Annotated in this window: 27 protein-coding genes and 1 pseudogene; all 28 read right to left on the reverse strand. The window is 32.2% G+C overall.

Annotated features, from left to right (window positions below):
* Positions 1–42: 42 nt before the first annotated feature.
* Positions 43–153: a hypothetical protein gene (locus LQ622_RS11690; protein ID WP_239775179.1), complete on the reverse strand. Its 111-nt coding sequence runs from the start codon at positions 151–153 to the stop codon at positions 43–45.
* A gap of 74 nt (positions 154–227) precedes the next feature.
* On the reverse strand, positions 228–677 hold the full coding sequence (locus LQ622_RS11695; protein WP_179926227.1) for a hypothetical protein: 450 nt from the start codon (positions 675–677) through the stop codon (positions 228–230).
* 111 nt (positions 678–788) lie between these two features.
* Positions 789–1,469, reverse strand: a pseudogene (locus tag LQ622_RS11700) (major tail protein); the annotation flags it as partial.
* A gap of 12 nt (positions 1,470–1,481) precedes the next feature.
* A complete protein-coding gene (locus LQ622_RS11705) occupies positions 1,482–1,862 on the reverse strand; it encodes a DUF806 family protein (protein WP_218927017.1) in 381 nt (126 codons plus the stop codon).
* Positions 1,859–2,236: an HK97-gp10 family putative phage morphogenesis protein gene (locus LQ622_RS11710; RefSeq protein ID WP_191836041.1), complete on the reverse strand. Its 378-nt coding sequence runs from the start codon at positions 2,234–2,236 to the stop codon at positions 1,859–1,861. Before LQ622_RS11710 ends, LQ622_RS11705 begins: the two co-directional genes overlap by 4 nt.
* Positions 2,236–2,568, reverse strand: coding sequence for a head-tail adaptor protein (locus LQ622_RS11715; protein WP_179926225.1), 333 nt, complete (start codon positions 2,566–2,568; stop codon positions 2,236–2,238). The genes LQ622_RS11710 and LQ622_RS11715 overlap by 1 nt, the downstream gene beginning before the upstream one ends.
* Positions 2,558–2,890: a head-tail connector protein gene (locus LQ622_RS11720; protein WP_048542377.1), complete on the reverse strand. Its 333-nt coding sequence runs from the start codon at positions 2,888–2,890 to the stop codon at positions 2,558–2,560. Before LQ622_RS11720 ends, LQ622_RS11715 begins: the two co-directional genes overlap by 11 nt.
* Before the next feature lie 11 nt (positions 2,891–2,901).
* Positions 2,902–3,096, reverse strand: coding sequence for a hypothetical protein (locus LQ622_RS11725; protein ID WP_070369218.1), 195 nt, complete (start codon positions 3,094–3,096; stop codon positions 2,902–2,904).
* Positions 3,097–3,138: 42 nt separating this feature from the next.
* A complete protein-coding gene (locus tag LQ622_RS11730; protein ID WP_239775182.1) occupies positions 3,139–4,365 on the reverse strand; it encodes a phage major capsid protein in 1,227 nt (408 codons plus the stop codon).
* A gap of 109 nt (positions 4,366–4,474) precedes the next feature.
* Positions 4,475–5,083, reverse strand: coding sequence for an HK97 family phage prohead protease (locus LQ622_RS11735; protein WP_239775184.1), 609 nt, complete (start codon positions 5,081–5,083; stop codon positions 4,475–4,477).
* Complete coding sequence (locus LQ622_RS11740) at positions 5,064–6,329, reverse strand: phage portal protein (protein ID WP_239775186.1); 1,266 nt, start codon at positions 6,327–6,329, stop codon at positions 5,064–5,066. The genes LQ622_RS11735 and LQ622_RS11740 overlap by 20 nt, the downstream gene beginning before the upstream one ends.
* 5 nt (positions 6,330–6,334) lie before the next feature.
* Positions 6,335–6,535 (reverse strand): hypothetical protein, encoded by a 201-nt coding sequence (locus LQ622_RS11745; RefSeq protein WP_191836037.1) that lies wholly within the window; start codon positions 6,533–6,535, stop codon positions 6,335–6,337.
* An 11-nt stretch (positions 6,536–6,546) separates the two neighbouring features.
* A complete protein-coding gene (locus LQ622_RS11750) occupies positions 6,547–8,274 on the reverse strand; it encodes a terminase large subunit (protein WP_239775187.1) in 1,728 nt (575 codons plus the stop codon).
* The gene (locus tag LQ622_RS11755; RefSeq protein ID WP_048542363.1) at positions 8,258–8,740 is read right to left on the reverse strand and encodes a phage terminase small subunit P27 family; all 483 of its coding nucleotides are present in this window, start codon (positions 8,738–8,740) and stop codon (positions 8,258–8,260) included. Before LQ622_RS11755 ends, LQ622_RS11750 begins: the two co-directional genes overlap by 17 nt.
* A 171-nt stretch (positions 8,741–8,911) precedes the next feature.
* A complete protein-coding gene (locus LQ622_RS11760; RefSeq protein WP_239775241.1) occupies positions 8,912–9,268 on the reverse strand; it encodes an HNH endonuclease in 357 nt (118 codons plus the stop codon).
* A gap of 132 nt (positions 9,269–9,400) precedes the next feature.
* Positions 9,401–9,610, reverse strand: coding sequence for a sigma factor-like helix-turn-helix DNA-binding protein (locus LQ622_RS11765; RefSeq protein ID WP_229412506.1), 210 nt, complete (start codon positions 9,608–9,610; stop codon positions 9,401–9,403).
* A 225-nt stretch (positions 9,611–9,835) separates the two neighbouring features.
* Complete coding sequence (locus LQ622_RS11770; protein WP_239775189.1) at positions 9,836–10,294, reverse strand: nucleoside triphosphate pyrophosphohydrolase family protein; 459 nt, start codon at positions 10,292–10,294, stop codon at positions 9,836–9,838.
* 7 nt (positions 10,295–10,301) lie between these two features.
* Positions 10,302–10,694: a hypothetical protein gene (locus LQ622_RS11775; protein WP_239775191.1), complete on the reverse strand. Its 393-nt coding sequence runs from the start codon at positions 10,692–10,694 to the stop codon at positions 10,302–10,304.
* Positions 10,695–10,762: 68 nt separating this feature from the next.
* Complete coding sequence (locus LQ622_RS11780; RefSeq protein WP_239775194.1) at positions 10,763–10,948, reverse strand: hypothetical protein; 186 nt, start codon at positions 10,946–10,948, stop codon at positions 10,763–10,765.
* Positions 10,949–11,092, reverse strand: a complete 144-nt coding sequence (locus LQ622_RS11785) for a hypothetical protein (RefSeq protein WP_239775196.1) — start codon at positions 11,090–11,092, stop codon at positions 10,949–10,951.
* 104 nt (positions 11,093–11,196) lie between these two features.
* The gene (locus tag LQ622_RS11790) at positions 11,197–11,397 is read right to left on the reverse strand and encodes a hypothetical protein (protein ID WP_239775198.1); all 201 of its coding nucleotides are present in this window, start codon (positions 11,395–11,397) and stop codon (positions 11,197–11,199) included.
* 13 nt (positions 11,398–11,410) lie between these two features.
* Complete coding sequence (locus LQ622_RS11795) at positions 11,411–11,566, reverse strand: hypothetical protein (protein WP_239775200.1); 156 nt, start codon at positions 11,564–11,566, stop codon at positions 11,411–11,413.
* A 159-nt stretch (positions 11,567–11,725) separates the two neighbouring features.
* Positions 11,726–12,124, reverse strand: a complete 399-nt coding sequence (locus tag LQ622_RS11800; protein ID WP_239775202.1) for a hypothetical protein — start codon at positions 12,122–12,124, stop codon at positions 11,726–11,728.
* Positions 12,124–12,546: a RusA family crossover junction endodeoxyribonuclease gene (locus LQ622_RS11805; RefSeq protein ID WP_239748925.1), complete on the reverse strand. Its 423-nt coding sequence runs from the start codon at positions 12,544–12,546 to the stop codon at positions 12,124–12,126. Before LQ622_RS11805 ends, LQ622_RS11800 begins: the two co-directional genes overlap by 1 nt.
* A complete protein-coding gene (locus LQ622_RS11810; RefSeq protein WP_239775204.1) occupies positions 12,543–13,244 on the reverse strand; it encodes a hypothetical protein in 702 nt (233 codons plus the stop codon). Before LQ622_RS11810 ends, LQ622_RS11805 begins: the two co-directional genes overlap by 4 nt.
* Positions 13,228–14,148, reverse strand: coding sequence for a DnaD domain-containing protein (locus LQ622_RS11815; RefSeq protein ID WP_239775206.1), 921 nt, complete (start codon positions 14,146–14,148; stop codon positions 13,228–13,230). The genes LQ622_RS11810 and LQ622_RS11815 overlap by 17 nt, the downstream gene beginning before the upstream one ends.
* 32 nt (positions 14,149–14,180) lie before the next feature.
* A complete protein-coding gene (locus LQ622_RS11820) occupies positions 14,181–14,663 on the reverse strand; it encodes a single-stranded DNA-binding protein (protein ID WP_239733717.1) in 483 nt (160 codons plus the stop codon).
* Positions 14,664–15,266, reverse strand: coding sequence for an MBL fold metallo-hydrolase (locus LQ622_RS11825; protein WP_239748563.1), 603 nt, complete (start codon positions 15,264–15,266; stop codon positions 14,664–14,666).
* Between the last annotated feature and the right edge of the window lie 37 nt (positions 15,267–15,303).

Genomic DNA, 15,303 nt, shown 5'->3' on the forward strand with positions numbered 1-15,303 from the left:
ATTAGATAAATAAAAAAAGTCACTCATATATGTTTGAGTGACTTAACCAAATATATCTTTAAAGCTTTTGGCTTCTTTTTTATTTTCGATTTTTGATTCTACAATCTCCAAGAAAAAATGAATAGGCATATTCGCTATTTTTTCAGGATCCATTCCATCTTCTATTAATTGTTTCGATACTTTTAAATAGTTGTTATATACTCCTTCTGGAGTTAAATCTTCATCTTTTAACTCGTCTTCTCGCTCACGAACTTTTTTGTATCACTGGGTTCTCCACCACTTGTTATATTTCTTAATATAGTTCCTAAATATTCAAAGCCATCTTGACCACTAGGTAACCCTTTTTGTAACTCAATTGTTGTAAATTGTTCGTCAAATGCTTCAGTTATGAATTCAAACACTTCATCTAGAACGTCCATTTGAGACATTACTTGTTCAGTATATTCTTCCTGTAACTTATCGTATTCTTGTTTTTCTGTTTCAGATAATGCTTCGTATTGTTCCTCTGTTAATTCATCGAAGTTAGGCTCTTTAAATACTTTTTGCATTTTCATAGATAATTTAGAACCTTGCATTGTTTCAAATAAAGTAAGAATTGGTTTTGCTAAATACTTTTTATATTGTGGTTTACCTGTTTTTGTAAATCCTGTTATTAGTTCAATTGATGTACGTTTCATTTGTTTTCCAACTTTCTATTGTTATTTTTAATTTGGCCAAAATAAAAATAAGTAGAGGACAATGGTCCTCCACTCTTATGCTTCAGGTACTACTCCACCAGCAACAACTGGTTTTTCAACTGCAGGAACAACTTGTTCTCCAACAGTAGACATAAATTCTTCATATGTTTTACCGAATGTTTCCATAAACACATAGTCACGACCTTTAGTTTCACCTTTTGCATCATAACCTGTAACATGCGAAGCTTCATCGAAAATACGGTCAATGAAACTACCTTCAACTTCGTCATTTTGGAATTCTACTTTATCTTGTTTAGTTTGTCCTTTAATAGATGGTCTAGTAAATTTACCTTTAAATAAACCAACCCATTCGCTAGAACCATCATGATTACGTCTTTCAAAAACAGCACCTACATCTGGTGGAATATCTTTCGCACTATATTTAAATCCACCAGTACCTTTAGTTGCACCCGATAAGAATGCTTTTTGTTCTGCAGGTACAGTAACAAAAGTAGTTTTAATTTCTAATTTACCATTAGATACAGCAGTTGCAGCAACGATATCATCACCGTAATCTTCTTCTGATTCTTGTGGTCTTTCTACTTCAATTTCTTTTAAGAATCTTGTTCGAGTTCCATTACCGTATTCGATACCTTCTTCGCTATCTTTTTTAATTGGTGCCCAATAAAAATTAGATACACCAATTGCAATCCCTGTAACTCCAGTGCTTGAAGCAAAGTGCTGTAGGTTTAATTTTAGTAGTCTTTCAGATTGTTTTAAGTTTTTTAACATGTTTAACTCCTCCTAATTTTCTCTTAATGAAAAAACCGTACCTTTTACACGAATGATTTCCCTAAATGTAAGAGTCTCTATTTCATATAACGGTTCACGGTAATATGCTTGGAAATTCATTTTTTCCAATAAAAAAACAAGCATTTCTGCTTGCTCAAATGGTTCGTTTTCTGACCACCAAATATCAATTTGATAATCATATTCTCTTGAAAGTTGCTGATCATCAGCGTAATCTTCTGGTGAAAAAGGTAAAGGAACTATTCTCACTATTGGATTATCTGTTTTTTCATGAAAATTTTCAGGCACGATATATTTAAAAACATTATCTGCCAGTGTTATATCTTTGTTTTTGATTATCTCATTATAAATTTCACTCGTAATGTTTTTAATCATCGTAACCCTCTTTTCATTGCAGTCTTCATAGCATTGAATACTGCATTTCTGCTTTCTTTTTCTGATTTTGTAATAAATAATTGTGGTCTTTGATACATTGTACCGAATTCAGTTGTATGAATACGATGCGAATACCCTTTTTCATATCCAACAGAGACATACTTTTCAGATGTACTTCTATCTGTTTTCACATTAGAAATTGCAATATGATTTCTAGCGTGCCTTTGCTGTTCTCCGAGTGGCGTGTTTTTTCGAAGAATTGGAATGATAGTAGATGCTCCAGCTTTCAAGACTCTCTTTTCTAGTGTAGACATTTGTAATAATTCTCTCTTTAATCCTTCAGCAACCGTATTTTTAACGATTTTTCCACCCATTAAAAAGTAACCTCACAATAAACACGTATAAATGATTTATCTATATAATCAGGTTTATAATATTTAATATTATATTTATAACCTTCATGTAAGACATAGTGCTTATTGCTCGGTTTGTAGTCGCCTCTTGGATCACGAATTATAATTGTTTTGATAAACTTGCTTTCGTTTGAAAGTGCCGTTTGAGTATCTGTCTCTTTAGAGTCTTGGATACAAGCAAAGCAATTATATAATTCAACTGTTTTAGGTCTAGATGGTAAACCATTAACAGATTTACTAATATCTTCGCAAAAAGATACTCTTTCATTCAGATTATTTGAGTTAAATTTCATTTTCATCACTTCCAATGTAATCAATAAACCTACTTCTCAAACGATGTACTACACTCATTACCATATGTGGAGCATAAGATAATGTTCGTTCGTTAAAAGCTATTCTATTCTCATAATAGTACGCTGTTAGTGGAAAAACAGCTGTTCTAAATGAAGTCTGATTATCAAACCAATCTTTATGTTTTTCATATTCATCAGTTACTGCACTCGCAATATCTTCTTTTGCCCACTCATAATAAGCTTTTAATAAATCATCTTCATAGTGATGATCTACCTTGCAGTGCATTTTTAATAATTTAAAATCTTCTTCAGTGATTGTCATTTAATCACCTCTTATTTTTTATCTTCGGATTTTACATCTACTTTTTCTTCAACTTTTTCAACACGTTCTAAAATAACGCCATGCTTTTTTAATTTCTCATTAATTTCATTCGCACGCTTAACTGTCATTTTTACAACATCACCAGGTCTAAAAACTTTCCCAATTTCAATATCCTTATAAATATGTTTCACTTTAAATTCTGTCATTTTATATTCCTCCTAATTTTGTTAAGTTAAAGAGGCTTAAAATTAAGCCTCTGGTGTTACAGGTGCATCTGTGTAATTAATAACAATTGCTGCTTTATAATCAAGAATTCTTACATCTTGACGTGTAGCAACCATTAAGCATTCACCGAAATGCATGTAATCTGTCCAACCCGCTTGATATTGAGAACGGTCGAATAATACTAAAGCATCTTTTAGATTACCAAATACTAAGGACTCATTACCTGCAGTTCCAAATGTTTCATCAGGTAAAATTTCGACTTTCGCTCCTAATAATCGCTGTTGTGACGCTTCTTTCACATCAGGTTGAATTAAGTAATTACCATTTTTATCTTTTAACTTATCTAGTTTAGCAAACATTGTTTGAGAAACTAACGCTACATTGTGTTCATAATTCGGTCTAATGTTTAAATTAACTGCATCTTTAAGTCCGTCGATTCCTTCTGCTGCAATTGTTTGTAATTTAGTGTTATCACCTAATTCACCTGGTCCACCTTTTTGAATTACATCAATAATTGCTTTATTACGTGTAGCAGCAATTGTACGTGCTAACCACAATTTTAATTCTTTCAATACATCGATTTGGCTATCCTCGATTGCTTCGCGTGAAATTCTGAAATAACCACGACGTGTCTTGATATCGTACGACAATTGGAAGAATGGTTTAACTGCTAACTCTGGGTTTTCTGCTAATTCTTCAACTTCTGGTAAAGCAGCAACTTGTGATTCGCGAACCACTGGGTATTTCCCTGAACCATTCTTAACACGTTTAACCGTTACATACTTGTCTAAGTTAAATTCAACTTCTTTTAATTTAAGAATTTCTGTAACAATCTCCTCTGGAATAACCACATATCCTGAATCAGTTTTTAAGCTACCGCCAGGGATATCCGCTCTTGCTTCAATGTATTCAGTAAAATCACGAACTTCTTGTGAGACATCATTACTAGTATGATTTGCACCTAAATAATTCGCATTTGGTGTCTTTTTACTTCTGTTTTCAGGATTATTGTTACGGTTTGCTTCAAGATTAGATGGATCATCCTCATCATTTGGACTCTCATCTTTTAATTTTGAAAGTTCTTCTTCCTTATCAGCAATTTGCTTTCTAAGTTCTGAAATTTCTTGTTCTAACTTTTCAGCTTTCTCTAAATCATCATCATTTAATGCTCTTGTTGCTACTTTGATTTTTAAATCAATACTACGTTGTAAATCATTAATAACTGCTTTTAATTTTGACTTCTTGTTCATATAATGAACCTCCTCATTTTATTTTTTGTATAAAAAATAAGCTCTACCTAATTCGGTAAGCTTGTCGGATTTATTTGATAACGGTGTTAATCTTCACCGAGATATTGGATCATCTCTTAGACAAATTATTTTCAATTTGTAATTTACGTAACCTTTGAGATAATTCCTCTTTTTTAGCGATATCTTCATTTTGTTTTTCTATCATTTCAATACTTCGTAACGCAGGTGCTACATCTGTATCCTTATAAGCAGGGTATGTGACAACTGAAACGTCTGTTAATTGACTTATATTCTTTAAAGTACGTTGATAAATGTTGTTATTTTTATCAAATCTCATTTCATCACCGTCTTCGCTCAACATAAAACCAAAAGAACACTGATTGATATTTCCTAGGCGCATATTTTCGTATAAGTCTTTAGCATAATTGGTATTAGGTAATTCACAACGATATTTTAAACCAATTTCATCTTTAGTAAGTTTTAATGTTCCTGCAGTTGTTCTTCCAATAATTTGAGAAGGTATGTGATCTACTAAACATCTAACATCCGTTAAATCCGTTTCATTCAAAGCATCTGGTGAAATAGTTTCTTTAAAACCACCTAAATCTTCGGACCATGTGTTGTATTTTAAGGCATAGCCTTCAATAAACATTTTGTTACTCTCATCATCGCTTCTAACTTCTACTGATTCTAGAGTCCTAATCTCCTTGCCCTTCACTGTCGTCACCTCCCTTCAATTTATTATTTGTACCTTTAGATTTATTCATTTGATAGCTATCAACCAGTTCAATATTCACATGATTTAAATCAACTCTATGAATACTTCCAAATCCACCTGGCACTGGTGGTAATCCATCTCTTTGACGAACTTCATCAATATTTGTTTTTCCTGAATCCAAATTAATTTTGTCTATCTCTGCTTGTGTTTTTTCGTCTACAACTCGTATTTCTGTTGTATCGAATTTAAATTCTCGAATTCCATCTTCATAATCATTATTAAACTTGAAATTACATTCGGCACAAATACAAGTTGTGTATGGTTTAAGTGTTGAAAGATAGTCTAAATTTGCATCTTCAATGCTCATATTTGTTGGTTCAATACCAAATTTATGAAGTGGTATACCAAAGACACCAGCAATTTCACGTGTAGACGATTTATTGTCACGTATAAGTTTTAAAATTTCAGTATCTACTTCTAATTGTTCAAATGACATTGATTCATCCATTACTACGACTTTACCAGCTTGTTTCGTACCACTATATTGTTTATGAAATGACTCTCTCGCTCTATCTCTCGCTGCCTTATTATCCAATACGCCTTTCATCTTCAAAATGCCACCAGCATGTGTTCCATTTTTTAAAAAATTATTTAGAAATGATTTTCCGTTTTTATCAGTATCAATAGTGTTGCTTAAAGTATCTAAAAGCGACAATCCATTTACACCATCTAACGAATAAAATTTGATATCAAGCATGTCGTTAAACTCAATTTCTTTCTCATAGCCAGTGCCATCAGATAATGTAGATGTTAATTTATAAAAATAATCACCATTTGGACGTATTTTTAATTGCACTTCTGATGTTTTACGAAAATATAGACCATTAGGATTTCCTTTTATATCTCTAAATATTTCTACATATCCATGAGACGTTAATAACGCATTAGCAAAAACAATGAATTTAAACATATAGCCGTTATACATGTTATTAGGGCGTATATTAAATAGTTTTGTCAAAGGGTGGTTATAGTCTATTTGTTTGTTTTCAATCAATCTGATAGGCATTCTAGCCAAATCAGAGGCAATCATGGTAACAGCTGTAAAAATATCACTATTCTTAATAGCTTCTACTGAAGAATATGTTGTAATTGACTGTCCTTGAAAGCCTGGTAGTGTTTGAACCATCATTTGTAAATCATCTTCATTGTATTGTAGATCACGAGTCTTGTTTAAAAAGATTCCCAATCACTTTACCTCCTTTCTGGTTTAGATTCATGGTCAATAATCAACGCAATTAAAATAAATGTAAGTCCTGTTGCTACTAGTCCGACTATTTCATTAAATCTTAAATACATAGCAATATTAACCAAGGTTAAACCTAATAAAAAAAGGATGCCTGTTAAATTAGCAACCAATAACATTAAGAAGTCTTTAATTTTGCTCAATTTCATTTATACACCTCCTAGAAACCAAATTCTTCACTTTCGTATATTGCATCCCAATTTTCTTGGAACTCATGCATTCTTGCTTCAGTCCATGCAATAAGAACTGAAACAATACTGTCTATCTTTTCTCTATACATAGACTTATCAACTTTGCAGTTCCCTTCTTTGTCATATATAAGGACTGCATTGTTAACTCCAACGTCTAACGCTGGATTACTTGCATGAATGATTTTTTCTTGAATGACATCAAGTTGAAAATCTTTAATTGGTTGTGACATTACTTTAAATGATTGACCTACTTCAATCAGTCGCCAGTTAATATCTTTCCGCTTCTCTAACGAAGTTAAAAATGTTTCTGAATGCCAAGGATCATAACATAGTCCAATAACATTTAAGTTATGTTCATCTACATAATTAATTAAAAACTCAATTACATGTTCAAAATCTATAACTCCATATTCAGACCGTGTTAAAGTTGCATTGCCTCGGTTCACCATTTCTAAATAATCTATTTTGTCACGTTTTATTTTCGCTTCAATACCACCTCGAGTTCCAACAAATACATGTGAATCAATATAATACTTTTTATCTATAGGATATATAAAACCAATACCAGTTAAGTCATTTAATCTTGATAAATCGACACCGATATAAACATCTCTGTTTTTAATATCAGGTATATGTTCAACACTTATTTTTTCCCAATCTTTTATATTAACTAGTGATGATTCACTATTTGATTGCCAGATATTAAAGTTCTTTGTTTTAATTTTATGTGTTTCACCTTTATCGATTTGTTCTTGCATATCGTCTTTGATTGTTTGTAAAGCAACATCATAAAATGATTCAACTTCAAGTAATGGGTTAGCTTTAATCCAATTTTTCTCATTATCTATTTCTTCGTCATTATCCATTTCAGCACAATAAACAAAGTAATTATCATTTTCGAACTTTCCATACATTAGCCCTTTGCAATATACATATTCTTTATACATCGGTCCATTTAAATTAAAGCCTGCTGTACTTATGATAGCTATTAATCTATTCACTTGTTGAATCATACCTGAACGCAGGACTTCAAACATTGAATCGTCTTTAGCTTCGTGATATTCATCTAGAATACCTATATATGGGTCAAATCCATCTAATTTCTTAGTGTCTTTTGAAAGTGGCTTCAATATTGATCCATCACGCTTATTTTCCAGAAGGTTTTTTGATTCTGTTATTTTAGTAATGTTGTATACTTTAGCCGATTTATCTCGTAATGAATTCAATTGTTTCATACACATTTCCCAAACAACTTTAGCTTGGTCTTTTGCATTGGCTGTACAATATATTTGTCTTCCTAACTTAGGGTTTTCACCAAAAAGTAATTCATAAAGATTAATACCAGCTACTATGATAGACTTACCATTTTTTCTGGCCATACTGATATAAGCACGTTTAAACCTTCTATGACCTTGTTTGTTCTGCCAACCATAAATACTACCTACAATAAACTTTTGAAATAATGCTAGTGGATGACATTCACCAGTTTTAATGTCTGGTAACTTCTCAATGAAATTAATAACATGTAATGCCTTGTTTGGTTGCCACTGAAATGCTAAATCTTCACGTTTTAAGTCTTTTAAATGCCGTTTACACGCTCTTTTAACCATATTTGATGCTAAAATGTCGCCTCTTAGCACTTTTTTTGCATAAAAAGTAACTGGATCAATTAATTTATTATCAGTTAAAGAACTCATCCATCGGGTCCTCTACAACTTCATTTTTCTTTGGTGCGACAATTTTTATACGACTATCTAAACTAATACCAATCATACTTGCTGCAGCTCTCATTTCCCTTGCTACTTCTAACCTTTTTGATACTGCAGGATTAATCTTGATGTTAATAATTTCACCGTCGTCATTTCTAACTGGTATATTATGACCATTCTCTTGTAGTTCTTTTGTGAGTTCCAAATAACTTGAAACTTGTTCGCAATAGTGACAAACAATTTGTAAATCTAGGTTTGCTATTGGCAAATTTTTCATTAAGGGAACAATACGCTTATATTCTTTTTTGGCCAATTTACTTAACCAAGTTGGTGGCCGTTCAGGTACACCCTCAAAGACATTCAAAAGTTCTTCTTCTTGCTTTCGTTGTCTGATTTCATCTTTTGTTAAGTTCTTTTTAGTAACATCAGTCGCAACTCGTCTTCTTCCTGCCAAACAAACCACCTCCTTCATAAATTCGGCTTAAAAAAGGGAAAAAGTCACAAAGAAAGCCCCGCCCCGTTCCGGGGAAAAATTTTTCCTCGGCCGTCAAAATTGGTGGGGGACTTTTTATTTTTTCGTATTTTCAATTTCTGAATTTTTGTTTTTTCACTTTTTTACTTTTTATTAATTTCGCCCTTTTAAATCTTCTTGTGTTTTTTTGTTATGACATTCATTACATAATGGTTGAAGGTTTTCTTCATCCAATCTCTTTGACCAATCTACTTTTGTTGGAATAATATGGTCTACTACTTCAGCAATTCTTCCACAACTACTACATAAGTAATCATGTTTCAGAAGTATTCTTTTTCTCATAGTTAACCAAGCATTTGATTTATAGAAGTTGATATATTCTGGATCGTTTCTTCTTCTAGTATCGTTATATGCTTTGTTTGTATATGTTTTGTGCTTATCACAATATGTTTCGTCTCTACTTATCAATGTATTACATGTTGGATGATTACATCTTCGCATGATACCAATATCAATCACTCCTTCATCACATAATAAAAGGACCAACACAATGTGTCAGTCCTAGTTATAATTTTTCTATGCTATAACAATATCATGATTAATCAATAGTTTGTGTAGACTGTTTGTTGACAACGTTGACTACTAACTAATGAACTTGATTCTCTTGATACACTCAGCATGTTTCTTTCTAATGTATTGTTCACTATAACCTAAGTCATATGCAATCTCTTGTAATGTCATACCATCTACATATTTCTTTCTAAGTATCTTGTGTTCTATACCTTGGAAACGGTCCAACAAACTTAATACTCTTTCCTTCTGTTCTTCTAACTTTTTTATCCTCTCATTCAATTCCTCTAACTCCTCCTCAATACGGCTGACCTGTTGTAAGCGAGAATGAAAGTCATGCTTCTTTCCTAAGTCTGCTCGTGCATAACTTATTGAGTGCCACCTCTCCATTTCTTCAATGCATATATCTTTTTTTATCTCTAATGCCTGCTGTTGCATATCCAAGTTCTGGTATAACTCTAGCCACTCGAACAATACATCTCACCACCTTTATTAAGAAGAAACTAATTACAGTTTCTTTACATCATATACATTAACTTGCTGATCATCGTTATCGTTACTAATCAATAATGTATTTCCAATTACATCATCCACAATATATTGGCTATTACTAAACAAAATTTTATCTCCTGGTGAAATGTTCTCTACTCGATTAATACTGTGCTGTTGATTAAATCCACCTGGATATCTATTAGATAATTTATTTAAATTATGACCTGCCACTTCATCGAGTGTTACGTTACACATACTAGCGAGTGAAGATAAGTACCAAAGAACATCGCCGAGTTCTTTAACCATTTCGTCTTTGTTTAACTCATGGCCATGGAATATATGTTTCTTAATGTTGTCTGCAACTTCGCCCGCTTCACCTGTTAAACCTAATGCATAATTCGTTAAAGCTTCACTCATATTTTGTTCAACGTTATGAGTTCTCAAAGCTATCTCTTGATACTTATTGAGTTCCATCTATTCCTTACTTCCCTTCTTCTTTAACTATCATATAAACTTCAGGCATCCAATCTTCTGGATACTCTATCCAATGTGCATTGATTGCATTGTAAATTTTATTGAATTTATTCGCTTTTTCGTAAACTTCATAAAGTTCCTCAATACCAGCTTTATCACCTGAATAATTATAGTAACCACACAATACTTGCTTATTCGTATATTCATAGTCATACGTTGAATCACAGGATGTCATTATTGTTCCAGCTTTAGACTTAATAACATTTATTTCTTTATCTATTACATCCTCAAAGTTTTGGCCATATGCTTTGTTAGACAAAATAAAATATTCATTGATCAGCCATTTAATCAGTTCGTCTTTGTTTCTTATGTGCTTCATTTGTTCTTCTACTGATGGCATTCCTTATACCTCCATTAGCGCAATAATAATTAGTGCTAAAACAATTACTACAAATAGTGTCGCTGCGATTAACATCGTCTATCAACTCCATTAAATACTTCGCTTAATTTCTTACCAACTCGTTTTAAATTTATCCCCAATCTTTCAATATCATTGCTTGGTACATATATAAACTCTAATCGTTCAATAGGGTGTTCTTTAACTTTGCCTCTGTACTTGTATGTTGGCTTTATAAATACTGGTTCTCGTTTCATTCAACATCTCCCCATTCCTGTGAACCACGGCTCATTATCTTTGTAGCTTTGAGTGTCTTCATAATCTAACGGTGCTTGGCTAGTCAGCATGACTTGATTACCACTTTTATCTTTATATACATCACCTTGCTTTAATCCTCGCATACTATTTGGTGCCTCCACTTCATCCTGCACACTAGCATACGTATATGATCGTTTGATGAACGCGTACAATGCTAAGAGAGTTATTGTTAGTGTGATTAGATATTTCATAACTTTAATTCCTCCCATATTTCTTTCTCTCTTTCAGTCATTGGTATTCCATACTCGTCCTTCATCAAAACGATGTCACGTTCAATATCTCGTAATACCAGTTTTTCCGTATATAAATCTGCTTTACTAGCACCTTCTCTATTCATGTAGTAGATAAGTGCATGTTTAATGATTTGTTTCTTTTTGTAGGATTTCATATGTTAGTCCTCCTTAATCTTCGACTACAATGATAGGTCGCTCAAATTTCCTATCTTTAAACTCAACTTCAATCGTTATCTCTTGTTCATCAGCAGTTTTTAAATCAACATTTTCACCGTATTGATCAACAATATAGTTTAATTCGTCTATCAACTCTTTTACTAACATCTATTCGTCCTCCCCTAGTAAGTACAGTCTTACTTGCACGTCATTTGCATATATGCGTATTTGTACAAGTAAAACCTTATACTTACGGTATTTGTTTACTTGCGTAGTATTTCTCGTACCTTATCTAAAATATCAGGGTGACTTTCGCCACCCTTTTTATTACTCGATTTCTTCTTTTGATAATTCTTCAACTTTTTCTTCTCCGCCATCAAATAATGTTTCATTTTCTGTTTGCTCTTGTTCTTCTTCACTGTCTACATCTTCTAATGTTAATTGATCTGGATTTTCTACTTCATCTTTAAATAGTTCTTGTCTAATGTACTCAACTCTTTGATATTGTTGAATTACAAACCCGTATGGTACATTATCCCCAGAGACCTTAAATTTAGTTCCAGCTTTACTTGCTGTACATACAATTGTTGCTTCATAAGCAAAAAACTCAATTGACCAAGTCACATGTTTATCAGTGGCGTTAAATTGTTTTCTTACTACTCCATCTTGTTCATTTTCTCCAAAAGTCATTTTAATTAATTCATCTGCAAATTGAATATTTCTCATCATAATTCCTCCACTTTCACTTTTATTTTTGGTACTTCTGCGTATCTTTTAGCACAATGTAATTCAACGACTAATGCATCATCAGTCCATATCTTTTCATTTGCTGCATCCATAAATGTTTTAACCAAATTATCGATGTCAGGTTTATTCTTTTTAAATGCATGTATCATTCTTTTAATTAATGATTTTGACCATGACTTGTTCATTGGAAATTCAAACAGTAAAGTTAACTTGATTGCATCATCGATATTTAGTTCTGGCATTTGTTCTTTTATAAATTGTTTGTGTTTTACGTAGTTAGTTGGCATGTATGTTTGAATAAACTTTCCAACGTTTCTAAACCTCGGCCTAGGAGATGCCATTGGTTTATCTAGATGTTTTGTGTCTTTTTTGAACAGTATCGTAAATGAATGAACCGTCATGATACTTCATTTACTTTCTGGTAATATAACAACGCATGTGCTTTATAAAACGCTAGTTCCTTTTGTATTTGATCTATATTCACTTCTGATCGTCTTGTGTCTCTTTCGCTAAGCATCGCCATTTTATTTTGATATTCTTTGTTTGCCTCACGATATTTCTTGGCTTCTGCCAAAATATTATTAGATTCCTCAACTAATTCATCTAACTGTTTCTTGTACGACTCTTTTTCTTCTTTAATCTTCTGATAATCACGTGACAGCTTTTCATACTCATTTCTCAGTTCCGTCTTTTCATCACTAATCACTTTTATTTCATCTTCAAGTAAATTAATCCGACCATGCAATTGATTCTTTTCAGATGTTAGCTTGTTTACTTTTTTATTAAGTGATTTATTTTGCTCATCTAAAATGGCTTTTTTAGAAATAGTTATTTTAGTTGAATCATCTTGTTGATTATTCACTATCTTCTCTGGTTTTATAATTTTTGTAGTTAATTCTGGATTAGCTGTATTGTTTTCATCTTCTTTAACTTCCGACCCTGCTTTTAATTTTTTAAATGCTTTATGATTTTCTGATCTAAAACTATAAACTGCTCCAGGTGTTACACCAATTTCTTCAGCAACAGCTTTAACTGATTTTAATTCTTGTAGTAATTCAAATACTTCTCCTATAGTTTTACCTTTAAGTAGTACGCCCAAATTCTTCACTCCATTCCATTATTTCTTTTTCCATTTGTTTTTTCTTTTCTTCAAATTCTGGTGCATTTATATTTACTTCGTTTTGATTATCTTGATTTTTTTGTTTTTGCTTTAATAACCATTCAGGTGTTTTCTCTTTTGATTGGTTATTATTATTCTGGCCACTTTTACTTTTAAAGTTGGCCAACTTTTGTTGTTCATATGCTCGTACATCCTTGATTGATTTAAGATTAGAGTTTAACCAATCTTTTAAAATCGCTTTAGCATATCCCCAGTTCACTTTATTTCTATCAAGCGCTAGTTTAAGTGCAGCTGTCACTATTTCGTCTGAATCATTCTCAAAGCTTTCAAGATAGTAAGTGATGTCTTGTGCAGTGTATTGATTAATAATTCCGAATCCTGAATCTTGATAAAAGTCGAAGACGTTCGACGACTTCTTATTCTCCTTATTATCATTATTTTCATTATTCTCCTTATTATCATTATTGTTTGTTTTTTTCTGTGTCTTTTCTCTGTCTTTTCTGTGTTCTTTCTCTGTCTTTTCACTGTCTTTTCTGTGTCTCTTTTCTAAATTCACATTTTGATAAACGTCATAATTGACAATGGTTACAAGCGTTTTTTTGGTGTCTTTTTTTACAACTATCATTTTGTCTTCTTCTAATAGTCTTAAAAACGAATCAACTTTAGTTAATGACCATTTCCATCTATCACCTAGTTTCCGGAGTGAAGTAATACGTTGACCTCTTTTCACAGTGATTAACTTACCGTCCATAACTGTTTTATTATCTTTATGATTAACCATTAGAAGTAAATCAATCCATGCTTCGAACTTAGAAAACTTTCTTTCTTCTTCATACAACCAATGATTCTCAATCGATCTATGCAAGCTAATCCAACCAGCCATAACTCCACACCTCACTTTCAAAACTGGTTAAATTAAAATGGCAAATCATCATCGTTTATTTCAATTGGGCCATTAGCATTTATAAATGGATTATTGCTATTAGTTTGACTAACATTTTGGTTAGTTGTTGTATTTTGGCCACGCTGAGTGCTACCTTCTTGATTTGCACTGTTAGTAGATTTCTCTTTATTCAAAAATAGAATTTGAGAATTCACTTTATTTACTTTCAATTGCGTACCATAATTAATCGTGCCATCTTGACGTTCATGATTATTATTTTGTATCTCACCTTCAACACCTATTAAATAGCCTTTCTTTGCATAGTTGTTTATAAATTCAGCAGTTTTATTAAAGGCAATACAATTAATAAAATCACTCTCATATTCATCTTCATTATTTTTAAATCTTCTTTGAACCGCAATATCAAATAGTAAGTACTTTGTGCCATTTGTTGATTCTTTTAGCTCTAAGTCTTTTGTTATTCGGCCAATAAACTTACAATCATTATTATCCATTTATAAACCTCCAATATAGACAGGTACACCACTCGCTTCTTGTACCTTCTGTTTGATTAATTGTGCATCGGAATTGGTATTACTAAGGTGTATTAGATGAATCTGTTGTAATTGAGACAGATCATTCACCTTTAATAGTTTTAATGCATATTCTAAGCTAAAATGTGATTCCATTATCCTGTTAGCCAATCCTTGATGAATAGAGCCTTTTTGCACATTATCTTGCATTTTTTCGTAGATATAATTCACTTCTAACATCAAGTGCGTTAAACTTTTAAAACTATACTTACAATACTTTGTATCTGTTAAGTACAAGACTTTATAACCTTGTGTACTTTTTAGTAAAAAGCCAACTGGTTCAGCTGCATCATGTTCTATTTCAAAAGGTAAAATTGACCATGTCCCAATTCTTGTTTCCTGTTTAGCTTTTACTGAATACAGTCTGTGACTTTGAATTTCCGTTGCTTCCTTTGTTCCCTTGGTCATGTAACAATTAATTCCGTTCTTTAAATACTGATCTGTATATTTAGCGTGATCACCATGTTCATGAGTGATGAGACAACCTGCAATGTCTCTCGTTCTGTATTGAAGAGCTTTTTGCACCTTTTCAAACTTCACTCCTGCTTCTAATAAAAGTGTG

Source organism: Mammaliicoccus sp. N-M50 (genome assembly GCF_022386995.1).
Lineage (GTDB): Bacteria > Bacillota > Bacilli > Staphylococcales > Staphylococcaceae > Mammaliicoccus > Mammaliicoccus sciuri_A.